The sequence below is a fragment of the Streptomyces sp. NPDC023838 genome, from assembly GCF_040639555.1.
Classification (GTDB): domain Bacteria; phylum Actinomycetota; class Actinomycetes; order Streptomycetales; family Streptomycetaceae; genus Streptomyces.
This window is the reverse complement of sequence record NZ_JBFAAD010000045.1, coordinates 1-20,815: the sequence shown is the minus strand read 5'-3', so window position 1 is coordinate 20,815 and position 20,815 is coordinate 1. Positions and strand designations below refer to the sequence as shown.

20 protein-coding genes, 1 tRNA gene and 2 pseudogenes are annotated in these 20,815 nt (G+C 68.9%); 7 read left to right on the top strand and 16 right to left on the bottom strand.

Features of this window, described 5'->3' with window-relative positions:
• Positions 1-23: 23 nt before the first annotated feature.
• From AB0G17_RS33610 to AB0G17_RS33575, 8 genes are all read right to left on the bottom strand, one after another.
• Positions 24-3,149, bottom strand: coding sequence for a tetratricopeptide repeat protein (locus AB0G17_RS33610; RefSeq protein WP_361390827.1), 3,126 nt, complete (start codon positions 3,147-3,149; stop codon positions 24-26).
• A 931-nt stretch (positions 3,150-4,080) separates the two neighbouring features.
• Positions 4,081-5,124 (bottom strand): serine hydrolase domain-containing protein, encoded by a 1,044-nt coding sequence (locus tag AB0G17_RS33605; RefSeq protein ID WP_361390825.1) that lies wholly within the window; start codon positions 5,122-5,124, stop codon positions 4,081-4,083.
• A gap of 111 nt (positions 5,125-5,235) precedes the next feature.
• Complete coding sequence (locus AB0G17_RS33600) at positions 5,236-6,357, bottom strand: glycosyltransferase family 4 protein (protein WP_361390823.1); 1,122 nt, start codon at positions 6,355-6,357, stop codon at positions 5,236-5,238.
• Entirely contained in the window at positions 6,354-6,890 is a 537-nt protein-coding gene (locus AB0G17_RS33595) for a deoxycytidine triphosphate deaminase (RefSeq protein WP_189855731.1), read from the bottom strand. The genes AB0G17_RS33600 and AB0G17_RS33595 overlap by 4 nt, the downstream gene beginning before the upstream one ends.
• Entirely contained in the window at positions 6,887-7,426 is a 540-nt protein-coding gene (dcd, locus tag AB0G17_RS33590; protein ID WP_361390821.1) for a dCTP deaminase, read from the bottom strand. Before dcd ends, AB0G17_RS33595 begins: the two co-directional genes overlap by 4 nt.
• Positions 7,423-8,658, bottom strand: a complete 1,236-nt coding sequence (locus AB0G17_RS33585) for a bifunctional metallophosphatase/5'-nucleotidase (protein ID WP_361390819.1) — start codon at positions 8,656-8,658, stop codon at positions 7,423-7,425. The genes dcd and AB0G17_RS33585 overlap by 4 nt, the downstream gene beginning before the upstream one ends.
• Positions 8,655-9,938, bottom strand: a complete 1,284-nt coding sequence (locus AB0G17_RS33580) for a UDP-N-acetylglucosamine 1-carboxyvinyltransferase (RefSeq protein WP_361390885.1) — start codon at positions 9,936-9,938, stop codon at positions 8,655-8,657. Before AB0G17_RS33580 ends, AB0G17_RS33585 begins: the two co-directional genes overlap by 4 nt.
• 32 nt (positions 9,939-9,970) lie before the next feature.
• Positions 9,971-10,408, bottom strand: a complete 438-nt coding sequence (locus AB0G17_RS33575; protein ID WP_361390817.1) for an ATP-binding protein — start codon at positions 10,406-10,408, stop codon at positions 9,971-9,973.
• A 175-nt stretch (positions 10,409-10,583) separates the two neighbouring features.
• Here AB0G17_RS33575 and AB0G17_RS33570 point away from each other — a divergent pair, with 175 nt between their 5' ends.
• Positions 10,584-11,855 (top strand): helix-turn-helix domain-containing protein, encoded by a 1,272-nt coding sequence (locus AB0G17_RS33570; RefSeq protein ID WP_361390883.1) that lies wholly within the window; start codon positions 10,584-10,586, stop codon positions 11,853-11,855.
• Complete coding sequence (locus tag AB0G17_RS33565; protein WP_361390815.1) at positions 11,852-12,397, top strand: flavoprotein; 546 nt, start codon at positions 11,852-11,854, stop codon at positions 12,395-12,397. The genes AB0G17_RS33570 and AB0G17_RS33565 overlap by 4 nt, the downstream gene beginning before the upstream one ends.
• Here the strand turns inward: AB0G17_RS33565 and AB0G17_RS33560 are convergent.
• Positions 12,398-12,730, bottom strand: a pseudogene (locus AB0G17_RS33560) (mobilization protein); the annotation flags it as partial.
• Between AB0G17_RS33560 and AB0G17_RS33555 the strand changes: the two are divergent.
• A pseudogene (locus AB0G17_RS33555) lies at positions 12,730-13,084 on the top strand (tyrosine-type recombinase/integrase); the annotation flags it as partial. The pseudogenes AB0G17_RS33560 and AB0G17_RS33555 overlap by 1 nt on opposite strands.
• A gap of 78 nt (positions 13,085-13,162) precedes the next feature.
• On the opposite strand, the gene AB0G17_RS33550 reads toward AB0G17_RS33555, so the two are convergent.
• The 3 genes from AB0G17_RS33550 to AB0G17_RS33540 form a co-directional block, all read right to left on the bottom strand.
• Positions 13,163-13,498 (bottom strand): deoxyxylulose-5-phosphate synthase, encoded by a 336-nt coding sequence (locus AB0G17_RS33550; RefSeq protein WP_361390813.1) that lies wholly within the window; start codon positions 13,496-13,498, stop codon positions 13,163-13,165.
• A 104-nt stretch (positions 13,499-13,602) separates the two neighbouring features.
• Positions 13,603-13,935: a hypothetical protein gene (locus tag AB0G17_RS33545; protein WP_361390811.1), complete on the bottom strand. Its 333-nt coding sequence runs from the start codon at positions 13,933-13,935 to the stop codon at positions 13,603-13,605.
• A 113-nt stretch (positions 13,936-14,048) separates the two neighbouring features.
• A tRNA-Arg gene (locus AB0G17_RS33540) sits at positions 14,049-14,111 on the bottom strand.
• Positions 14,112-14,161: 50 nt separating this feature from the next.
• On the opposite strand from AB0G17_RS33540, the gene recO reads away from it, so the two are divergent.
• Positions 14,162-14,911: a DNA repair protein RecO gene (recO, locus tag AB0G17_RS33535; RefSeq protein ID WP_361390809.1), complete on the top strand. Its 750-nt coding sequence runs from the start codon at positions 14,162-14,164 to the stop codon at positions 14,909-14,911.
• A 16-nt stretch (positions 14,912-14,927) separates the two neighbouring features.
• On the top strand, positions 14,928-15,770 hold the full coding sequence (locus AB0G17_RS33530) for an isoprenyl transferase (protein WP_361390807.1): 843 nt from the start codon (positions 14,928-14,930) through the stop codon (positions 15,768-15,770).
• A gap of 30 nt (positions 15,771-15,800) precedes the next feature.
• On the opposite strand, the gene AB0G17_RS33525 is transcribed toward AB0G17_RS33530, so the two are convergent.
• Positions 15,801-16,469 carry a ScbR family autoregulator-binding transcription factor gene (locus AB0G17_RS33525; protein ID WP_361390805.1) on the bottom strand — a complete coding sequence of 223 codons (669 nt, stop codon included), beginning with the start codon at positions 16,467-16,469 and terminating at the stop codon, positions 15,801-15,803.
• Positions 16,470-16,613: 144 nt separating this feature from the next.
• Between AB0G17_RS33525 and AB0G17_RS33520 the strand changes: the two genes are divergently transcribed.
• Both AB0G17_RS33520 and AB0G17_RS33515 read left to right on the top strand, forming a co-directional pair.
• Positions 16,614-17,567, top strand: a complete 954-nt coding sequence (locus AB0G17_RS33520; RefSeq protein WP_361390803.1) for a ScbA/BarX family gamma-butyrolactone biosynthesis protein — start codon at positions 16,614-16,616, stop codon at positions 17,565-17,567.
• 29 nt (positions 17,568-17,596) lie between these two features.
• On the top strand, positions 17,597-18,442 hold the full coding sequence (locus AB0G17_RS33515) for an SDR family oxidoreductase (protein ID WP_361390801.1): 846 nt from the start codon (positions 17,597-17,599) through the stop codon (positions 18,440-18,442).
• An 83-nt stretch (positions 18,443-18,525) separates the two neighbouring features.
• Here the strand turns inward: AB0G17_RS33515 and AB0G17_RS33510 are convergent, their stop codons facing one another.
• From AB0G17_RS33510 to AB0G17_RS33500, 3 genes are all read right to left on the bottom strand, one after another.
• A complete protein-coding gene (locus AB0G17_RS33510) occupies positions 18,526-19,758 on the bottom strand; it encodes a cytochrome P450 (protein ID WP_361390799.1) in 1,233 nt (410 codons plus the stop codon).
• A gap of 60 nt (positions 19,759-19,818) precedes the next feature.
• On the bottom strand, positions 19,819-20,034 hold the full coding sequence (locus AB0G17_RS33505) for a hypothetical protein (protein ID WP_361390797.1): 216 nt from the start codon (positions 20,032-20,034) through the stop codon (positions 19,819-19,821).
• A gap of 97 nt (positions 20,035-20,131) precedes the next feature.
• Positions 20,132-20,815, bottom strand: a 684-nt coding sequence (locus AB0G17_RS33500; RefSeq protein ID WP_361390795.1) for a thiamine pyrophosphate-dependent enzyme, incomplete at its 5' end; no start/stop codon positions are given.

Below are 20,815 nucleotides of genomic sequence, written 5' to 3'. Positions count from 1 at the left end.
CATGGAACCTGTGGTGGTGGGTCTCAGCGTCGGTGGCGGTGTTCCTCAATGTCGGCCTGATTCAGCCAGTAGGCGATGTTGTTGCTGATGGTGGTGATGATGGGATGAGCAGGGTCTACGAGGCGTCGTGTGTCTGTGAGCATCCGAGTGAGAATGCGGACGGCTTCCTCGGGGTGGCCAGCGCGTCCGCGCCACATGGCGAGCTTGTCCAGTACCGACAATGTGGCGACGTGATCAGTGCCAAGGTGGCGTTCGATGTGGGCCAGCAGGGCCTGGTAGGTGTCGCTTGCCGTCTGTGCGTCGCCCGTTTCGCCCTGCCAGCGGCCAAGGCTATCGAGGGTCGTCAAAGTTTGGAGGTGGCCAGGGCCCAAGACGCGTTCCTGGTCGGGGAGGAGCTCTTGCAGTGCGGCGATGGCTGCCTGGGGTGCTCCTGCAAAGCCACGCATGACGGCGAGGCTGTGGCGGGTGCTGAGAATCTCTGCGCCTTCAGGCACGAGGCGGCGCTGCTGATCACGGAGGACGTCCTCCAGTGCTTGTACAGCTTTCTGGGGCTCTCCTGCCCGGCCCAAGCACAGGGCGTGGCTGTGTCGGGAGCTGAGTGTGTCGGGGTGGAGAGGGCCGAGGACTCGGGTTCTGTCGGCGACGACGGCGGCGAGGTTCTCGGATGCGGTGGCCGGATCGGTTCTTTCCTGCAAACGGGCGAGGTTGTGGCGCGCTGTGAGCAGCTCGGGATGATCTGGGCCCAGGACCTCACCCATGCCGGGGATCAGCGCCTGATATCCGTCGATGGCCTTATCCGTCTCGCCCGCTGCTCCCTGCCAGCGGGCAAGGCTTTGCCTGGTCGTCAGGACGCGCAGGTGCCGGGGCCCGAGCGCTCGTGTTTGGTCGGGTAGCAGCGCTTCGAGCAAGCTGACGGCCTCGGCAGCGTTGCCTGCTTCGCCCAGCCAGCGGGCCAGATTGTGACGGGCGGTTAGGGTGCCATCGGCATCGGGGCCGAACTCCTCTTCCATGAGGGGGATCAGCCTGCGGTAAGCGGCAGCGGCCTCTACTGCGTCACCCGCGACGCCCTTCCAATAACAAAGGTTGTGGAGAGTAGCGAGTATCGCCCCACGGCTCGCTCCGTTGCGCTGGCGGACAGCGAGAATTTCATTGAGGGTCGTGATGGCGCCGCTAGTGTCGCCGGCCGCACCTCGCTCGATTGCAAGGTTGTGACGAGTCACGAGCGTCTCGGGGGCCTCGTAGCCGAGCAACTGGATCTGGTCCGTCTCAAGACTTTCCAGGGTCTGGATTGCTCCGGCATGATCTCCGGCTTGGCTTTGCCAGCGGGACAGCTCGCTTCGGGCGACAAGGGCGTGCTGGTGGTCGGCTCCGAGGTGCCGGTGGGCGAGGGAGCGGAGCGCGTCGAAATGGTCGCGTGCCCAGGAAATGTCGCCGGATTCACCCGCGCTGGTGCCCAGCCGGAAGAGGACGGTGTACGCGGTGTCGTCCTGCCACAGGGGGTGGCTCTCGCCGTCCTGGTCGTGAGTGGCCAGCGAGCGGGCGCTGGCCCGCAGCCGTAGTGCGTGGTCCTGGTCGCGCTCGGTGTCGGGCCAGATGTCAAGCAGGGCGTGGGCAGCCGCTGGCAGGACGGTCTCCCTACGCTGTGTCCGGACGTCGTGCGATGAGCCAGAAGGTTGCTGCTCGCGCACAGCACGCTGGATGAGCTGGTGCACGCGGACCAACCATGCGTCGTCACAGCCCTCGCCCGGGGTGTGATCGATGAGATGGAGTCGGTCCAGCGTTGCCAAGGTGTGCTCGGCCTCGATCTCGTCGACGGGTCGGTCTGTTCTGCTGCGCTCGGTCAGCCAGGCGCGGGCGGCGCCGCTGGTGAACAGCGGGGCGGGAATGCCGGTTGTTCCGTCGAGGACGGCGGCCAGTTCCAGCATGGGGCGAGCCAGCATGCCGGTGTGCTGGTCGGCCTGGTCGACGGAGATGTCCCATAGCGCTGCGAGTGAGCTTGTCGTAGCACTGCCGCGCACAGCAGGGATCAGTCGTTCAAGGGTGAGCCGGCGGTCCGCGAGCAGGCTTCGGTAACGGGCGATGCTGCATGAGGCGTTGTAGTCGAGGTATGCGCCGGCCCGCGACAGCGCCAGGGGAAGATGACCGAGGTCATCGGCGAGCCCCGCCAGATCCGCGTCGGCCTTGGCGGGCACAGCCCGTTGCAGCGTGTTGCGCAGGTGGGTGAGGGATTCCTCGGCAGTGAAGACGCCAACCGATAGGAACGAATGTCCACTTGCCGTGACGAGGTCTCTTTCGCGGCTGCGCGTGGTGATGATGACCCTCCCACGACCGGCGGTGCGTCGAGGCATCCACAGTCCCTCGAGTGCGCCGGGGGACTGCACGTCGTCGAGGACGATCAGCCAGCTGAGTTCAGTGACGCGGAGCCAGTTGAGGAATTGCTCAGCGGCATACGCGGTGTTCTCACCGCTGGGTACCAGCTCAAGATCGCGGGCTGCCTGAGCATAGGCATCGGTCACGGCAGGCGTGTTGTTCGCCGTCACCCACATCAGCATGTCCACTCCACGGCCTGCCTCGTCAGCGGCACGGTGGCAGTAGTCGGCGGCCAGGCTGGTTTTGCCGACGCCTCCGGCTCCTGTGATCACGCGGCCCGTAACAGCTGTGCTCGCTGCGTCCCCGATGTCACTGTCCTCGGGGCCATCCAGGGCGCGTGCCAGGGCATCGCGATGTCCCCGCTCGACGAGCACTTCGGCTGGTTCGGGGACCAGACCTATGCGCAGCGGCTTTGCGCTGCGGGGCTTATCGCCAAGCCGCTTCTGCGTGCGAGTCCCGGACGCCGCAGTTTCGCGGCGGGTTGTGGTTCTGCTTTGCTCGGCCGCTCGGCGTAGATTCTCCCATCGAGCACGGGACTGTGGCCCGGGCCTGGAACCGGCGCGGCTATCGAGGAGTTCGGTCAGGAAGGCGAAAGACGCCCCGGCCCGCGGAACACTCTGAGCGCTGAACCACGCGCTGAGAGTGCTCTTGGTCAGGGCGACGGGAGGAGACTGCCGCTTGCCCAGCTGGATGATCTGACCGAACGTGAGCCCAGATGCTTGCCGATTTGCCCTCAGCTCCTCGGCCAGGCGTGAGGCTGCTGCCGGGACGTCCACCATGCCATTCCCCGTTCGTTCCGAACCTTCTACGAACCCTATTCCTTGCCTGTCTGACCACCACATACCTGTAGTTCGGCGGAAGTTACTGCTCGCCGAACCCCGATCCGAACAGGTCAGGTGACGTGTGATCGATCGCTTGGTTGGTCAAGTCCACGGATGGGATAGACAATGCGCATTCTCTGTCGTAAAGCCCGGTATGTGTGGCGAACGCCAAGGCTGCGGCGGCGGATCGCCACTCTCCTTGTGCGGTGGATTGTCGGTGCCGCGCTGCGGACACTGGCGGGCCTCTTGTGGGGGTGGTGGACCAACTAGTGACGGACTTCGGGGCCGGGTTGGTCGCCGCCAGAGACGGCGCGGGGTGGGTCTGATCCAGCCGCGACCCCGGTATCCGCCGAATCGCTGAAAAGAGAACTGGCGATCGACGTGGACAGATCGAGGCTGAACCTCGAATCGGTACGGGCGACGGCAACGTCAGCGTCCGAGACCCACGTCCTTGATCCCGCGTTGGAGTACGGACTGTCGAGGTATCCACGGTCTGGCCGGGAGGGGGCAAAGAAAACACCGTCGGTGCCCCTGCGATCAGAGCACGCTTGCCCAGCCCGGCACGATGGTCACGACGGATCGCCGCGTACAGCTCAGACCTCGAATTCGACGCCATCGGCGGCCCCCATCGGCATGGAGCACCCTCCTGCTCCCACCGCAAGCCCCAGGTATTGCTGGAACTCATCAAGACCGTTCCCCGCAAACTCCCGGTGTTGTCCGCGCTCAACGACAACCGTTGCTGGAAATCCTCTACATACTCAGCCGTCCCGACCGGCAGGGCCGACTGAGCGCCTCCGCGGCGCTGGGCTGCCCGCCGTGTATCTCGGACCGTGCACCGCACAATGCGTGGCCGGCCGTACCCCTCTCAATGGATTCGCCGCAGGTTGCTTTAGACAAACGCAAGCGCACGGAAGGTGTTGCGGACGTCGGTCAGGGGCTGGCGGTCGCGGGTGTAGTAGAGCTTGTTGGTCAGGAGTACGGCCCAGCGCCCCTGGTGGGGTGAGATCCACATGCCGGTGCCGGTGAAGCCGTAGTGGACCCAGATGCCCTCAGCGGAGTGCGTGCCAGGGGCGGGGTGCCAGAACAGGCCGCGCACTGGTTCCAGGGTGCCGGTCTGGATGATCAGTGACTGCCTGGTCCAGTCGGGGCCGAATCCGGCTTGCCCGTGGCTGGTTGAGGTGTCCAGCATGTAGCGCAGGAAGACGGCGAGGTCGTCGAGGACGGTGAAGGCGCCGGCGATCCCGCACACTCCGCCCAGGAGGCGGGCGGAGAAGTCGTGGGCGACGCCCTTGAGGTGGGTGTCGGTGTCCTGGTCGAGTTCGGTTGGTGCGCACCGCGTGGTGATCTCGGCGGGCAGGGGTCCGAAGCGGGTGGAGCGCATGCCCAGCGGCTGCCAGGTCCGTTCCGTGGCGAGCTGGTCGAGGCGTCGCCCGGAGAGGTATTCGGCGAGGTATCCGAGGATGAGGGCAGCTCGGTCGGTGTACTCGACGGCCTTGCCGGGCGGGCGGTGAAGTGCCTCGTGAAGGACACCGTCGCGGATGTCCTGGGGGTCGGTGCCGTAGAGGTTTTTGAGCTGGGCGCGGAGCGGTACGCCAGCGGTGTGGGTGAGGAGTTGACGGGTGGTCACTGCACGGAGCGGGTGGCCGTCGACCTCGGACCAGAAGGCACCGAGCGGGGTGTCGAGGTCGAGCTTGCCTTCCTCCCACAGGGCTCCGATGGAGGACCACACGGCGAGGATCTTGGTGAGGCTGGCGGCGTCGAAGACGGTGTCGGCCTGCATCGGCACGTTCGGCTCGTTGGGGTCGAGGACCCCGGTGGCGCCGTGGGCGCGGGTGCCGGTGGCGTCACCGACTGCCCATACGGCGCCGGGGTAGACCTTGTCGCGGACGCCTTCGTTCAGGAGGGCTTCGATGCGGTCGGTGCTGTACGTCATGGTCTCCCTGTTCGCCGTGGCCAACCCGCCGGATCAGCGTAGTGACGCGGGCGGCACCGGTGGGGCAATGGCGTGTCGGACGTCGGCTGTGGGGCCTGGTCGGTGTGCGGCTCAGGTGAGCTGGCGGCCGAGGTCGGCCAGGGCCTGGGCGGTGGTGGTGAGGGGGTAGCGGGCGGCGTTCGCGTAGCCCGCCTGTCGCAGGGCGGGCAGCAGGCCGGGGGCGGTCCGTAGGCGGTCGAGGTCGCGGGCGAGTGCGGCGGAATGGGTGAAGTCGGTGGCCACTCCGGACGCGGCGACGACTTCGTTGAGGCCGGGCACGGGTTGGTACAGGACAGCCAGACCGCATGCTTGGGCCTCCAGCGCGACCAGGCCCATGGCTTCCAGGGTGGTGGACGGCATGACCAGGACGTCGTGCTCGGCGAAGGCTTTCCACAGCTGTGGACGGCGGAGCCAGCCGAGGTACCGGGCCCGCACTCCGGTCCGTTGGAGGAGCGGGGCCAAGGCGTGGAACTGGGCTCTGGGGGCGGCGATGCTCAGCTCGACTCCTGGAATGGGCGCCAGGCCCGTGATCAGGCGCTCTGCGCCCTTCTCGGCGGTCAGCCTGCCTGCGTAGAGCAGTCGTAGATGGCTGGTGGAGGTGCGGGCGGGCCGCGCCGGCGGATCGGTGAGCAGATGGTCGGGGATGCCCCACGGAACGCGGACGAGCTTACGGCGGTCGATCTGCGGGGCGAGCTTGAGAAGGTGGTCGGCCATCGCGCCGGTGGGGACGACAATCGTGTCGGCGGCCCTCGCCGTCTCGCGGAGAACTTGGAGCTGGTCGCGGTGGGCCTCGGCGAAGATCAGGTCGGTGCCGTGGACCAAGGCGATCCTGGGGTGGGCCGGCAGAGCCCGGAGCAGGGCGGGCGTGGCGCCGAAGGCGAGGTGCTGCAGGTGCAGTACCCCGATCTGGGCTGGATCGATCGCGGTCACCAGCGCCCGGCGCAAGGCTGCGACATAGCGGCTGAAGGCAGCGCCCTCCAGGCACTTGCCGGCGACCGTCAGCAGGTCGAGCCCGGCGGGAAGGTGGGCTTTGGGGCGGGTGGGGGCCAGCATGAAGGCCCGTGCGGGGATGAGGGGCCTGTCGCCGGTGTACAAGTCGAGGAAGAGTTCGACGCTGCCGCCGGGGCTTCCGGCTGGGAGGTCGAGGAAGGTGGCGGCCAGCGGCCCCGCGGCCGGGCGGACGAGGGGGCTCACAGCGCTCCTTGGGGGATCTCTTCGTACAGGCGGGAGATGTCGATGCCGTGCGTGGCGGCGTACTTGGCGCGCTGTTGCTGGTAGCTGGCCGGGGTGCCGAGGGTGGTGAGGAAGACGAGCTTGCCGAAGGTCATTCCCGGATAGACACGGGCGGGCTTGGCGGCGCGGATTTCCAAAGTCCAGCGGATCGCGTGGCCCTGGTGGCCGAGTGGGGCGGAGACGTGGACCCAGATGCCGAGGGCGCCGATGGTGCGGTTGCCGTTGAGGAGCTGTGCGTACGTTTCCGAGCCGGTCCTCTCCAACGTGACGCCGAGGTAGAGCATCCCGGGCTGCAGGACCAATCCGGAGGCGGGGATGACCAGTTCGGTGAACGTGGTGGGGGCGGCGGCGTCCAGGTCGCCGTCGCAGATGCGGATTGTGTCGCCCAGCCGCCAGTCGTAGGCATTGGGGGACAGGCGTGCCGGGTCGTAGGGTGCGATGGTGATCTCGCCTGCGCTGACGGCGGCGGCAATGGCGGAGCCGGTGAGGATCACGAGGCGCTCGCCTGCACGTGTGCCGCATCCCGCCAGTAGCAGGAAGGCTGAGGGCCGGCGGCGCCCTGGTACTTGCCTCGGTACAGCTCGACGTCCCCGGTGGAGACGAAGAACATGATCTGCCCGATCTTCATGCCCGCGTACACCCGCAGAGGGCGGATGGGGGACAGCATCAAAGTCCACTGGCCGTGGAAGCCGATGTCACCGATAGGGGCGGTGATCTCGACGAATAACCCCAGTCGTCCGACCGAGGAGCGGCCGAAGAGCAGTGGGATGAAGAGGTCCGAGCCGACCTCCTCGACGGTGTGGCCGAGGTACAGCTCGCCGGGCTGGAGGACGTATCCGTCTGTGTCGATTCGGATGGTGTGCGTGGGGTTGGCGTGGTGGGCGTCGATGACCTTGGTGGCGTAAGTCAGCAGGGTGGCGCCCAGGCGGACGTTGTAGCTGTTGGGGTTCGTCTGCTTCGGGTCGAACGGGGTGATGCGAAGGCGTCCGTCGGCAACGGCCGTGTTGATCTCAGGCCCGGTGAGGATCATTGATAGCCCCCTTGAAGAGCGTCGGCAGAGTCAGCGAACGGGGCCGCCAGGACGCTGCGCACCGCCTGGCCCAGACGCAGTCCGGCTTGATGAGTGCGGCCGCCGAGATAGGTGTCGGCGATGTAGTCGGTGGTCAGCACTATGCGCGCTGTGGGTGGAAGGGGCGTGGGCGCGACTGCCAAGGGGCCGACGTGTTCGGCGAGATGAGCGAGCAGCTCGGCGTGGTCCTCGGACTGATCGTCGGGGAAGAAGGCGTGGACGAGCTGGTTGCCGAAGGGCTCGATGGCGAGCAAGTCGCCGAGAGTGAGGACATCGCCGAGCGGTACGGGGCGTAGAGCGGTCTCGTTGAGGATGACCGCGTCCGCTCCGAGGCCGATGTGCAGGCGGGCGGCGATCTCGTCCAAGAGGAGGCGTCGGTCCAACAGGCTATTGAGATATGGCTCGTTCACGATGCCGAGCCGGCTTCCCAGGGTGCTGCCGATGAGGGCGATCTTCTCCTGCAGTACGGCGAGGTCCTCGGGGATTACGGAGGTGTCGGGGAAGGCGCCTACGCGGGCGGCCCAGCCGGCCCCGACCGGTTCGGCGGTGGCGTACCCGACGCCGAGTTCGTGGCCCTTGACGACGAGGGTGTCGCCGACGGGCACGGGGCCGTAGGTGTCGCTGTGGCAGTGCCCGGCGAAGATGACGTCCGCGAACGGGCAGGCGGCGGCCAGCTTCAGGTCCTCGTCGAAGCCCGAGTGGGACAGCACCATCCAGGCGTCGGCACGCTGATGGTGCTCCAGCATCACCTCGCGCAGGGCCTGGGCCTGGTCGGTGACGTGGTGGCCGGTGCGCTGCTCGGCGGGGATCGCGTTGAAGGCTTGCGGGCCGATCACTGCGGTGATGGCGATTTTCCGGCCGCCGATGTGGTCGAAGCGCACGCGGTCGAAGAGCGGCTTGCCACTGCTATCGGCTGCGTTCGCGCACACGGTCATCTCGTGCAGCTGCGGTTCGAAGTAGTGCGGCCAGCCGTGGTTTCCGGGGGCGAGCAGGTCGTACAGGCTGGTGAGGACCTCGCTCTCGATCTGACCCTGGCCGAAGCGGTAGAAGCCGGTGCCTTCGAAGAAGTCGCCGCAGTCCACGACCAGGCTCTCGGCCCTGGCCGCGTGGAGGTAGGCGAGCATCGGAGTGGCCTGGGCGAAGGAGGAGTGGACGTCGGTCGTGGCGGTGATTTGCCGGAGCTGCCGGGTCATGGAGTGACCTCGCAGATGTCGGCGCCCAGGGCGTGCAGTTTGGTGGGCAGGTCGGCGTGGCCGCGCCGGAGCTGTTCGAGCCCGCCGAGGGTGGTGACGCCCCTCGCTGTGAGGCCGGCGATGAGCAGGGCCGAGCCCGTGCGGATGTCGGTGGCCTCCACGCCGGCGCCGGTCAGCTGCTGCGGTCCGGTGAAGCGGCATTCGGTGGGCGAGAGCTCGTGGATCTCCGCGCCGAGACGACCGAGCTGGGGGAGCAGGTTGCCGTGACGGCCGGGGTTGATGGTGTCGGCGAACAGGTGAGTGCCGGGCAGACCGAGGGCGAGAGCCATCAGCGGTGGTTCGAAGTCGGCGTCCAGGCCGTCGGGGGAGAGGGAGGCGATGGCGCGCAGCGATCGCCCGGTCGGCTCGGCGTCGTGGGCCCGGACGGTGAGGGCATCGCCCTCGGCGTCGGCGGGGACTCCGAGCCAGTTCAAGGCGGAGACCAGGGGAGCGACGTCGTCGCCGCGTACGCCACAGATGCGTGCGTCCCCGCCGGTCGCCGCGACCGCACAGGCCAGGGTCCCGGCTTCGACCTTGTCGCCGGGCACCGACCAGACGGCGGTCTCCGTCGGGACAGAAGTGGGTGGCGACAGCGTCAGGACCGACTCACTGACCCGGCACTCCCATCCCGCCACCTGCAACGCCTCTACGACGCTGATCACTTCAGGCGAGAGATTGGGGTGGCCAAGGCGCAGGGGCCGGCCGGCTACGACCGCGCGCAGGAGGGCAGCGACGCTCGCCCCACGAGAGCGGAATGGCAGCACCACGGACACGGTTCCGGTCCCACCAGTGGCTGCTTCCACGAGGTAGCCGCGTCCATCGACCGTCGTGCGGTCACCGAAGCGCTCGTAGACGTTGAAGTGCTGCTCCATCCCGCGTTCCCCGATCCGGCAGCCTCCCGGCCAGGGCAGCCGGGCTCGCCCGGACGCGCCGAGCAGGGCCGGTACGAGGTAGTACGAGGCCCGGATGCGGGCGGCGACCTCGGGATCGGGGCCTGGCTGGGGCTTGTCGCTCGGCAGGATCACGGTGGTGTGCGGATCGCTGACTGGACGGGCCGTGTGCCAGCCGACCTGCTGGAGTAGGGCGAGCATGGTCTCGACGTCCGTGTTCGACGGGACGTTGCTCAGATGCACCGGGTGATGCAGGGCTGCGGCGGCGGCCAGCAGGGGCAGGGCCGCGTTCTTGGAGCCGTCGACGGTGATGGAGCCGGCGAGTGGGCTGCCGGGTCGCACGGCGACCACTTCTGCGGCGACGGGGGGAATCCGTACGGCTGTCAACGGTCAACTCCTCTGCAGGGAAGGTGTGATGCGGTGGGTAGTGGGGTGCTGACCTTGAACTCGGCCCAGCAGCGTTTGCCGGGCGGCAGCGGATCGAAGCCGTGGCGGTCCGCGAGTGCTGCGACGAGGAACAGCCCGCGTCCGCCTTCCTCGTCCACATCCGACAGGCCGACCTGTGGGACGGCGGGGTTGGCGTCGTTCACCTCGATCCGCAGTCCCCTGTCGCTCAGGCAGGCGTCGGCCGTGATCGGGCCGTCGTTTGCGTGCTGGACCGCGTTAGCGATGAGCTCTGCGGCCACCAGCTCTGCCGCGTCCAGGAGTTCGGGGTCGAGGAAGGCGCCGAAAGTCCGTATCCCGTCCGCGAGCTGCTTGCGCGCGGACGCTGCGGCAGCTGGCGTGCCGGAGACGGGAATCCGGATGTGATGCGCTTCCATGAGCGGCCTCCTGGTCAGTTCGGCCACTCCACGCAACCGCTCCAGAGGTAAGCGGAACCAGTCGGTGTGCCGGGGCTGCATCACTTATGCAGGAGTTGCATCACTGCCAAATGCCGCTCGGTTACCCTCGGTTGAGCAGGCAGGATCGGCGACGGCAGAAGGGGCCGTGGCACAGATGGCCGAGGCACAGAGCGAAGCGAGACGGATCGGCGAAGTGATCCGTCAGGCACGCGTGTTACAGCGGCGCTCGCAGAGGGACGTTGCCGCCGCGCTTGGGTATCACCAGTCGAAGGTGAGCCGCCTGGAGAGCGGCAGGGGTACCGAGGACGTGCGAGTGCTGCGCGAGATCGCGCAGGTACTGGAGATTCCGCCGCAGCGTCTCGGCCTCGCCGCCGCTTCTGATGCCAGCCCCGCCGAGCCCGGAACAGAGGACATGCACCGCCGTACCTTCCTTGCTGCGAGCGTCGCCGCGCTCGCGGCTCCGCCGTCGTCGAGCGCGGCACATCACGACCTGATCCAAGTCCTGTTGCCAGGCACGAGCCCCGCGGCGACCGGGCAAGCCCTGGGCCTCGACGAACTGCGGGACCGGGCACGGGCCGTACGCCGGATGTTCTGCACGTGCGACTACGCGGAACTGGAGCAGACCTTGCCGGGCCTGATCGCCGACCTGCGTCAGGCCGCCGGAGGCTCATCCGGCTCGGCGGAGGTGTCCGGGCTGCTCGCGATCGCCTACCAGACGTCGGTGAGCCTGTTGCTGAAGCGGGCCGATCAGGGCAACGCCTGGCTCGCGGCCGGTCGGGCCATGGCCGAGGCGGAACGGTCCGGGGATCCTGTCGTCCTCGCCGCCAGTGTCCGCGTCCACGCGCACGTCCTCGTGCGCGAGAAGCACACGGCCCAGGCCCTGAACATGGTCCGCCACACTGCCGACCAGCTCACCGGCTCCTACGACCAGCGCTCGCCCCGGTACCTGGCAGCGGTTGGTCTGCTGTTGCTCCGCGGGGCGACTGCCGCCAGCAGAAACGGCGACCGCGACACCACCCAGGACTTCCTCACCGAAGCCAAGGAAGTCGCTCGCTACGTCTCCTTCGACCGGCCCGACGCATGGGCGAACTTCAGCCCCACCAACGTCGCACTCCACGAGATCAGCGCAGCCGTCTCCTTCGGTGACGCCGGCATCGCCCTGGAAACCGCACGGCCGCTCATGCGGCGGCACATTCCTGTCCCCGAGCGCCGGGCCGCGCTGTGGGTGGAGACCGCCCGCGCCTACAGTCAGCAGGGCAGGCTCGCCGACGGCTACCAGGCCCTGCGTATCGCCGAGAGCTGCGCGGCACAGGACATCCGCCGCCCGGCCGTACGCGAACTGGTCGCCGACATGGCAGCCCGCGACCGCCGCCGGGCACTGCCCGAGCTGCACCACTTCAGCCGCCAACTGGGAGTGCCCGCGTGAGTGATCAGCCCGACAAGCCGTTCCTCCAGATCGTGGTCTGCGCGGCCGGTGTCGCCGCCGACGTCGGCCGGCTGATCACCGCAGCACAGGAGCGGCACTGGGATGTCGGCGTCATCGCCACCCCACAGGGCCTCGGCTTCGTTGACGTGGAGGCGGTCGAGGCCCAGACCGGCCACCCCATCCGCTCTGCCTGGCGGTCACCGGGTGAACCGCGCCCGACTCGGCCCGCGGACGCGATCGCGGTCGCCCCGGCCAGCTTCAACACCATCAACAAGTGGGGCGCCGGGATTTCCGACAATCTCGCCCTGGGCGTCCTGTGCGAAGCACCCGCCATGGACATCCCGGTCGCTGTGCTGCCATACCTGAATTCGGCCCAGGCGGCCCACCCCGCGTACCGCCAGAGCCTGGAACGGCTACGCGAGATGGGCGTCCTGATCGGCTCGTACAAGCCGCACCGGCCAAAGGCCGGCGGCGGGGCCGATCGCTACCGCTGGGAGGAAGCCCTGGAGCTCCTCGCGCCCAAGCTGTCCGCTCCCGCCTGATCAGTGCCGCCGTGTCGGTGACCCCTGTGGTGGCCGAGCAATGGCTGCCGCGGGGTGGACCGGCATGCTGGGCCGTTGCATGGCACTGTGGGCCCTGGCTGCCTGGGCCCATGGACTGGGAACGTGGCGGTCGCCGAGGCGGCGGATACGCCAGGTCAGCGCGCGGGCGGGACTGCGGGCGTCGTCCAGGGCACGTTGGTGCAGCGCTTGGCCGAGGACGGTGGCTGCGTTGTGTCCTGCTGCCTCTGCCTCGGCGAGCACGGTGGGGAGTGCGTCCCAAGCGGGGTCGTTGAGGATGCGCTCGGCGTGCTCCGGAACCACATCCTGAAGGTGGTGGGCCGGGCCCGCAACTTCCGTCAGCGGTTCTTCGCGCCGGCGGTTGTGAAGGCCGGACTGGGACACCTCAAGGTCACCCCGCACAAGCTGAGGCACACGGCAGCCTCGCTCGCCATCGCCAGCGGCGCGGACGTCAACGTCGTCCAGACGATGCTGGGCCACAAGTCCGCGACGCTGACCCTGGACACGTACGGGCATCTCTTCCCGGACCGCCTGGACGAGGTCTCGAAGAAGATGCACAAGCGCCGCTCCAAGCAACTGGCCAAGGCGAAGGCCAAGCTGGAGAAGGCGGAGAAGAAGGCCCGTAAGGCTGCCGAGGCCGTGGCCGTCCTGGAGGATCCCGCGGCGTGATGTGTGCCTTATCCGTGCTGTCTTTGACAGCAGGGGTCGCTTCGGCGGCGCGACGGAACGCCCCTTGCTGTCGGGCTGCTACGGCAGGTCGCGGCGGACCAACGCCTGAGCGAACGGTTCACCGGTGACCCGGGCGTAGGCCATCCGCTCGCGCACCTCGCTGAGGGTGCGCGGGCGGTAGCCGGGACCGCCGCAGCAGCTCTTGTGGAAGCGCACACCGGCGTGCAGCAGCACGGAGAGAGTGCGCCAGGCGTCAGTGTCCCGCCTCTTGGGTGCCGCGAAGGCGGAGCCGACGTGGATCAGTGGTTCGGCGCAGCGTGGACAGACCCGGTCGTGGTCGTGGTACCCGGGGTAGGGCTGCTTGTACGAGGCCCGGCAGGGCAGGCAAACGTACGAGGTCTTGGCATGGGCCATGCGGGAAGGGTAGAGCCCCCACAGGGTCGGGCTCGACAGATTTCCGGCAGCCTGCGCAGGCCCTTCAGTAAAGGTGGGGCGGCGATGGCCGGCCGTACTTGCTTCTACTCGCCTCTTCGGAGTGCTGCGTCGACGGCGTCAGCAGCATCCCTCGCGGCCAGCTCCCTGATCTCTCTGGGGACCTCGCGGTCGTCGTACACGAAGAGTCTTGCGTCGACGACGTGGGTCTTCGCTTGCCAGCCGAGACGACGGCCCGCCTCGCGTGCAGCACGACGGACGTCGTTCAGTTCGCCCATCTCCTCAAGATCGCCGCTGCTCAGGATCAGCTGCCCGTGGTAGCCCTGGTAGCGAGGCTTCAGTGAAGCTCGCATCAGGCTCTCCAAGCGGTCGACCAGCTTGTCGTGCCGGCGCCGGGCCAGCTCGTCCTTCGCGGGCATCTCGCACAGCTCCCCACCTCCGCCCGCAGCCGCATGTGTGCCATATGTGTGCTGCGAGTACGAAGGCCCTCCCGTCCGATGGACGGAAGGGTCTCTGACCTGGCGCTTTGCTGTGCCCCCGGCAGGATTCGAACCTGCGACACCCGCTTTAGGAGAGCGGTGCTCACCGCCCGGGCCGTGCCCCCGTCGGTCCGGCCGCGCGGCGGACGGGTGAAACAATGGCTCCATGAGTCTGTTCCGGGACGACGGCATCGTGCTGCGGACCCAGAAGCTCGGTGAGGCCGACCGGATCATCACGCTTCTGACCCGCGGGCACGGGCGGGTGCGCGCCGTCGCCCGCGGGGTGCGGCGCACCAAATCCAAGTTCGGGGCGCGGCTGGAGCCGTTCTCCCACGTGGACGTGCAGTTCTTCGCGCGCGGCAGCGAGCTGGTCGGGCGCGGCCTGCCCCTGTGCACCCAGAGTGAGACGATCGCTCCGTACGGTGGCGCGATCGTCACCGACTACGCCCGGTACACCGCCGGCACCGCCATGCTGGAGACGGCGGAACGGTTCACCGACCACGAGGGCGAGCCCGCCGTGCAGCAGTACCTGCTGCTGGTGGGCGCGCTGCGCACGCTCGCGCGCGGCGAGCACGCCCCCAACCTGATCCTCGACGCCTTCCTGCTGCGCTCGCTCGCCGTCAACGGCTACGCGCCGAGCTTCGAGGACTGCGCGAAGTGCGGTATCCACGGCCCGAACCGGTTCTTCTCGATCGCGGGCGGCGGTGTGGTCTGCGCCGACTGCCGGGTGCCCGGCAGCGTCGTACCCTCTGCGGAGGCGGTCGCACTGCTGAGCGCGCTGCTCACGGGGGACTGGGCGACGGCGGACGCGAGCGAGCCCAGGCACGTGCGCGAGGGCAGCGGACTCGTCTCGGCCTATCTGCACTGGCATCTGGAGCGCGGCCTGCGCTCACTGCGGTACGTAGAGAAGAACTGAGGGAGAAGAACCCCACATGGCACGACGCGGAATCCTGGGCGGCAGGTCCCGGCGCGAGTACACGACCCCCGAGCCGCACCCGTCGGGTGCGCGCCCGCCGAAGATCCCCGGCGAGCTGGTCCCCAAGCACGTGGCGGTCGTCATGGACGGCAACGGGCGCTGGGCGAAGGAGCGCGGGCTGCCGCGCACCGAGGGCCACAAGGTCGGCGCCGAGCGCGTCCTCGACGTGCTCCAGGGCGCGATCGAGATGGGCGTCGGCTCCATCTCGCTGTACGCGTTCTCCACCGAGAACTGGAAGCGCTCGCCCGACGAGGTGCGCTTCCTGATGAACTTCAACCGCGACTTCATCCGCAAGACCCGCGACCAGCTCGACGAGCTGGGCATCCGGGTGCGCTGGGTGGGCCGGATGCCGAAGCTGTGGCGCTCGGTGGCCAAGGAGCTCCAGGTCGCCCAGGAGCAGACGAAGGACAACGACCGGCTCACGCTGTACTTCTGCATGAACTACGGCGGCCGGGCCGAGATCGCCGACGCGGCGAAGGCGCTTGCCGAGGACGTGAAGGCGGGCCGGCTCGACCCGTCGAAGGTGAACGAGAAGACCTTCGCCAAGTACCTCTACTACCCGGACATGCCGGACGTGGACCTGTTCCTGCGGCCCAGCGGCGAGCAGCGCACCTCCAACTACCTTCTCTGGCAGAGCGCTTACGCCGAGATGGTCTTCCAGGACGTGCTGTGGCCGGACTTCGACCGCCGCGACCTGTGGCGCGCCTGCCTGGAGTACGCCCAGCGCGACCGCCGCTTCGGCGGGGCCGCCCCCAACCTCGACATCCCCCGGCAGGACGGCACCGGGGCGAGCGAGTAACTCCCGTACCGGGGCGGGGCGGCCGGGTCCTCAGACCGCGGCCGCCGCGCACTCGGCGACGGCCGTCGCCTCCAGCTCCTCGGTGAGCCGGGCGCCGCGGTCTTCGGAGAAGTCCAGGGCCGCGAGCACCGACGGCACGGCGATGCTGGACATCACATGGCGCTGCAGGACCGAGTGGCGGTGCGAGAGGTCCTGGTAGTCGCTGAGCGTCTGCGACATCATCTGGAGCCCGGCGAAGGCGCCCACGTACAGCTCGGCCGTGTCGGAGATGACCACGTTGGGCATCAGCTCGCCGCGCTGCTGCGCCAGCGTCAGCACCTCGACGTTCACCTCGCTCCAGTGCCGGAACGGGCCGCTGCGGTCGAGGCCCGTCGCCTGCTGGTCCAGGGTCAGCCGGATGCTGGCACGAACCAGGTGGTCGGTACGGAGTCGGTGCGCGAGCACCGAGCCTGAGTCGATCAGCTCCTGGAGCTTGACGGGCTGCGGCGGCAGCGAGGGGCCGGAGCCCTGCTCGTTCAGGACCCCGTGCGCGAGCGCTTCCTTCGACTGGAAGTGGAAGTAGAGCGCACCCTTGGTGACCCCGGCCATCTTCAGGATGTCCGTAATGGTGGCGGCCTGGAAGCCCTGCTTCTCGAAGACGATGGCCGCGGCCTCCAGGATCGCCCTCCTGGTGCGGATCGCACGGTCCTGCTTCGCCACGCTGCCTCCTTGTGTTGCGCCGCGGTTTCGACGCTGTGAACCTTCGGGGCCGCCCGCAGCCCCCTCTTGAAAAAAACCGTCTAGTTTGTATCTTAACAGTGGGACACAGGACTATGTTCTTCAGTACATGCCTCGGGGGGAGCCATGTCCAAAACAGCAGAAGTATTGACCAGCGCCATACCCATAACCGGCGCCGGGCCCACCCATATGACTCAATCGCACCCGGTCTCACCGGAACTGGTCCACCGGGCCAGGCCGTCTGACGCCTTCCCGCGCGGCTGGCGCCGACGCGACGAGCACACGTTCTCGGTCACCGCGCACTGGCCGCACGACCATGTGTTCTTCGAGCCCGTCGCGGGCGATCTGCACGACCCGATGCTCGTCGTCGAGACGATGCGGCAGTCCGCGATGCTCATCGTGCACGCGGGCTACGGGGTGCCGCTCGACTGGCACTTCATGCTCACCGACCTCGAATACACCGGCAATCCGAGCCAGTTGGACGTCGGCGGGCAGCCGGCGCTCATCGACGTGGAGCTGGAGTTCTCCCGGCTGGAGTGGCGCGGCGGCAAGCTCTCGCGGCTCAAGGTCCGCTGGGCGCTGCGCCGGCTGGGACGGCTCGTGGCCACCGGCTCCGGCCAGGCTCGCGTCCTGAGCCCGGGCGTCTACCGGCGGCTGCGCGGCGACCGGACGGCCCCGGGCGTCACCACGAACCTCCCGCTGCCCGTCCCCGCCGACCTGGCGGGCCGCAACCGCTCCGCCGATGTGGTGCTCGCGGGCTGCCCGCAGGAGCGCGTCTGGCTGCTGCGGGTGGACACCACGCACCCCACGCTCTTCCAGCGCCCCAACGACCACGTGCCCGGCATGCTCCTCCTGGAGGCGGCCCGGCAGGCGGCCGGCGCGGCCCTGGGGCCCGCGCCGTTCGTCCCGGTCGCGGGTGACATAGCGTTCCACCGGTACGCGGAGTTCGACAGCCCGTGCTGGATCCAGGTCACCGACACGGCGCCCCGGCGGCCCGGCATGACCACTGTCCAGGTCACCGGCCACCAGGACGAGAGTCTGGTCTTCCTCGCCACGCTGTCGGCGCCGCGCGCCGACTGACCAGTGGGGCGAGGGAGAAGAGGACGACCATGATTCTGGTGACCGGGGCGACCGGAACCGTGGGAGGCGAGGTCGCCCGGCTGCTCGCGGCCGGCCATCCGCTGCGCATCCTGGCCAGACGGCCGGAGCGGGTAGCGGTCACCGGCCCGGCGGTCGAGGTGGTCGGCGGCGAGTACGCCGACCGCGACAGCCTCGACCGCGCGCTCAAGGGCGTACGGGCGGCCTTCCTGGTCACCGGCAGCATCGGGGAGCCGGACGACGTCCGGTTCGTGGAGGCGGCCCGCGACGCCGGAGTGCGCCACCTGGTCAAGCTCTCCGCGATGGCCGTCACCGACCCGGCCGCCGACGACCTCATCACCCGCCGCCAGCGCGAGAACGAGGAGGCCGTACGGGAGTCCGGGCTCGCCTGGACCCTGCTGCGGCCCCGGGCCTTCATGACCAACACCCTGTCCTGGGCGCGCTCGGTGCGCGAGGAGGGCGTGGTCCGCGCGCTGTACGGGGACGCGCCCAACGCGACCGTGGACCCGCGCGACATCGCGGAGGTGGCGGCCAGGGCGCTCACCGAGCCGGGCGTCCACGAGGGCCGCGCGTACGCGCTCTCCGGCCCGGCGGCCCTCACGCCCGCCGAACAGACCGCGCTCCTCGGCGACGCCCTGGGCAGACCGCTGCGGTTCGAGGAGCTGGCCCCCGAACGCGCCCGCGCCGCGCTCCTCGCGCGCTACCCGCAGCCGGTGGCCGAGGCGCTGCTCCACAGCGCTGAACGCCAGCGGGCCGGGGCGAAGGCCGGAGTGTCAGGGGCGGTCGAGGAGCTGACGGGGCACCCGGCGCGGTCGTACGCGGAGTGGGCGCGGGACCACGCGCAGGCCTTCGCGTGAGGTTCTCAGTACGTACGTAAGGGGCCTTGCCGGAAGTGTCCGGCAAGGCCCCACTTCTTTTACCCCGTTACCCCGTTACCCCGTCAGCCGTTCAGCAGGAGCGGCACTTCCCGGTGGCCGTTGGAGATGAACGACGGGAGCTGGGCGGGCTGTTCGCCGGGGGTCGCGAGGGCCACGTCCGGGAAGCGCTCGAACAGGGCCGACAGCGCCACCGTCGCCTCCAGGCGGGCCAGCGGGGCCCCCAGGCAGTAGTGGACGCCGTGCCCGAAGGCCAGGTGCTCGCGGCGCAGCGGGCGCGACGGGTCGAAGCGGTCGGCGTCCTCGCCGTGCACCGCGGGGTCGCGGCCGGGCCCGGCGAGCGCGACCAGGATCGGCTCGCCCCGGGGGATCACCACGCCGCCGATCTCGATGTCCTCCACCGCGTACCGCAGCGGCACATGGGCGGCCGGCGGCTCCCAGCGCAGGGTCTCCTCGATCACGTCCTCCCAGGCGACCTCGCCGCTGCGGACCCGGGCGAGCTCCTCGGGGTGGGTGAGCAGCGCGTACGCGGCCTGGTCGATCAGATTGACCACGGTCTCGAACCCGGCCGAGATCATCAGCAGCAGGGTGTCCACGAGCTCGACCTCGGTGAGGCCGCTGCCGTCGTCCTCGTCGCGGGTCGCGATGAGGCCGGTGGTCATGTCGTCGCCGGGGTTGGCGCGCTTGAAGGCGATGAACTCGTTGAGCGCCACATAGAGTTCGCGCCCGGTCGCCTCGGCCTCCTCGGCCGTCACCTCGGTGAGGAAGGTGATGTCGATGAGGCGGCAGAGCCGGTCGCGGGCGCTCTCCGGGACGCCGAAGAGCTCGCAGATCACCTGGACGGGCAGCGGGCTCGCGAACGCCTTGCGCAGATCGACCGGCTGGCCCTTCGGGGTGTCCGCGAGCTTGTCGAGGAGGTCGGAGACGATCCGCTCGATCGTCGGGCGCAGCGCCGCCGTCTGGCGTGCGGTGAACGCCCTCGACGTCAGCTTGCGCAGCCGGCTGTGCTCGTCCCCGTACGCGGTGATCATGCTGCGGACGGATATCCAGATGGCGAGTGGCCAGGTCCGGGGGATCTCGCCGTTGATCCAGGCGGGCCAGTGGCGTTCGGCGTCCTTGGAGACGCGCGGGTCGGTCATGAGGCTCTTGGCCGCCTCGGCGCTGGTGACCGACCAGGCGGCCACGCCGCCCGGCAACTCGATCCGGGTGACCGGGCCTTGCTCGCGGATGCGGGCGATCTCGCCGTGGATGTCGGTCCCGGAGGCGTCGATGGCGAACGGGCAGTGCTGCTGGGGCATGGAGGTGCTCCGTAAGAACGGGATGGGGGTGTGTGGCAGGGCCGCGTACTTCTGTGCCGACTACTGTGGGCGCAAGGGAAGAGGGGCGTCGACGTCGGTGCCGTTCCCTGACGCGCTCTCGACGCTGAGACACGCGCCGAGGCCGCCGCCGGTCCGGGCGGCGTACGACTCCATACGGTCGGCCGCGACGGCGGGCGCGGTGCCGAGCTCGTGGTGCGTCGTCCGCCCGAGCCCCCTTGCCCGCGACGGTACGACTGGATACAGCTGTGCGCTCATATGTCCTCCCCCCGCTTGCTCGGACGAGAGGACATTAACCAACCGGACCCCCGGTTTGACATCGGGGGTCCGGTTGGTGGGTGGGGGCGTTCCTGTCCTAGCCGGTGACGGTCCAGGTGTCGTTGCCGGTGAGGAGGTGGGTGAGGTCGCCTTTGCCGTGTTGTTCGATGGCGCGGTCGAGTTGGTCGGCCATTTGGGTGTCGTAGACGGGGCGGTTGGTGCTGCGCAGGACGCCGATGGGGGTGTGGTGGAGGGTGTGGGGGTCGGCGAGGCGGGAGAGGGCGAAGGCGGTGGTGGGGGAGGGGGCGTGGGCGTCGTGGGTGAGGACGGTGTGTTCGTTTTCGGGGGTGACTTCGATGATGTGGAGGTCGCCGGTGGCGGGGTCGCGGGTGACGCCTTTGTGGTTGTTGGTGCCGAAGCGGATGGGCTGTCCGTGTTCGAGGCGGATGACGGCTTCTTGTGCTTGTTCGTGGTCTTTGAGGGTGTCGAAGGCGCCGTCGTTGAAGATGTTGCAGTTCTGGTAGATCTCGATGAGGGCGGTGCCGGGGTGGTCGGCGGCCTGGCGCAGGGTTTCGGTGAGGTGTTTGCGGTCGGAGTCGATGGTGCGGGCGACGAAGGTGGCTTCGGCTCCCAGGGCGAGGGAGACGGGGTTGAAGGGCGCGTCGAGGGAGCCCATCGGCGTGGATTTGGTGATTTTGCCGAGTTCTGAGGTGGGGGAGTACTGGCCTTTGGTGAGGCCGTAGATGCGGTTGTTGAAGAGGAGGATTTTGAGGTTGACGTT